At 50.5% G+C, this 981-nt stretch carries 2 protein-coding genes and 1 pseudogene; all 3 read left to right on the top strand.

What is annotated here, in order from left to right:
* Positions 1-261, top strand: a pseudogene (locus B2X00_RS10815) (leucyl aminopeptidase); the annotation flags it as partial.
* Positions 262-263: 2 nt separating this feature from the next.
* Entirely contained in the window at positions 264-710 is a 447-nt protein-coding gene (locus B2X00_RS10810) for a DNA polymerase III subunit chi (protein ID WP_290487559.1), read from the top strand.
* Positions 711-717: 7 nt separating this feature from the next.
* A partial coding sequence (locus B2X00_RS10805; protein ID WP_272978721.1) for a class I tRNA ligase family protein occupies positions 718-981 on the top strand: 264 nt, incomplete at its 3' end.

Raw genomic sequence — 981 nt, 5'->3', positions numbered from 1 at the left:
CGTTTACCACTGTGGGACGAATACCAATCGCAATTGGATAGCCCCTTCGCTGACATGCAAAACATTGGTGGTAAAGAAGCCGGCACCATTACTGCCGCGTGTTTCTTATCTCGGTTTACACGCAAATATAACTGGGCGCATATGGATATCGCGGGCACCGCCTGGAGTGGTGGCGCTAATAAAGGTTCAACAGGCCGTCCTGTACCCTTGCTTAGCCAGTTTTTGATCAACCGCTGCCAACAAGTGGATGCAAACGACTAGTTATGCCCAGTGCAACGTTTTTTTTAGTACAAACGCTCGGCGAAGACGAGAAAAATAACCTGATTTGCGATAAAATCGCCGATCTTTTTCGTCAGTATCGCAAATTGCTTGTGGTATGCGAGGATCAGCAGCAGGCCGAACTGTTCGACGAACTGTTATGGCAGCGGCCTGCCGATGGGTTTATCCCCCATGCGTTAGTAGGTGAAGCCCTGCCGAACGGTGCGCCGGTGACGCTCTCGTGGCGTCAGTCAGAGCAACAACCGCGTACAGGCATGGCTCTATTTAACTTGGCAAGCCAAGTGCCAGAGGTTGCACAACGCAGCCAACATATTTTTGACCTTGTGCCGGCGCCCGAAGATGAAAAAGCCGTCGCACGAGAGCGATACAAACATTATCGTGCTCGCGGATGCCAAATGCGCACCGAGCCGTTAACAGCAAAGCACAATTAAGGCCATTATGGACAAGACGTACTCTCCTAAAGACATTGAAGAATCGTTATATCAAACGTGGGAAAGCAAAGGCTATTTTAAGCCTTCTGGCGAAGGTGATGCATACTCAATTATGATCCCGCCCCCCAATGTGACAGGTAGCTTGCATATGGGTCATGCGTTCCAACACACCATCATGGATATCCTGACCCGCTATCAGCGGATGGACGGGAAAAACACATTATGGCAGGTCGGCTCTGACCACGCGGGCATTGCAACCCAAATGGTTGTT

Source organism: Idiomarina sp. UBA3162 (genome assembly GCF_002364475.1).
Lineage (GTDB): Bacteria > Pseudomonadota > Gammaproteobacteria > Enterobacterales > Alteromonadaceae > Idiomarina.
Note: the sequence above shows the minus strand (reverse complement) of the source record. Positions and strands in the feature narration are given on the sequence as shown.

Excerpts from the sequence above, each read along its gene's own strand:
- B2X00_RS10810 (WP_290487559.1), top strand. The coding sequence starts at position 264 with ATGCCCAGTGCAACGTTTTTTTTAGTACAAACGCTCGGCGAAGACGAG.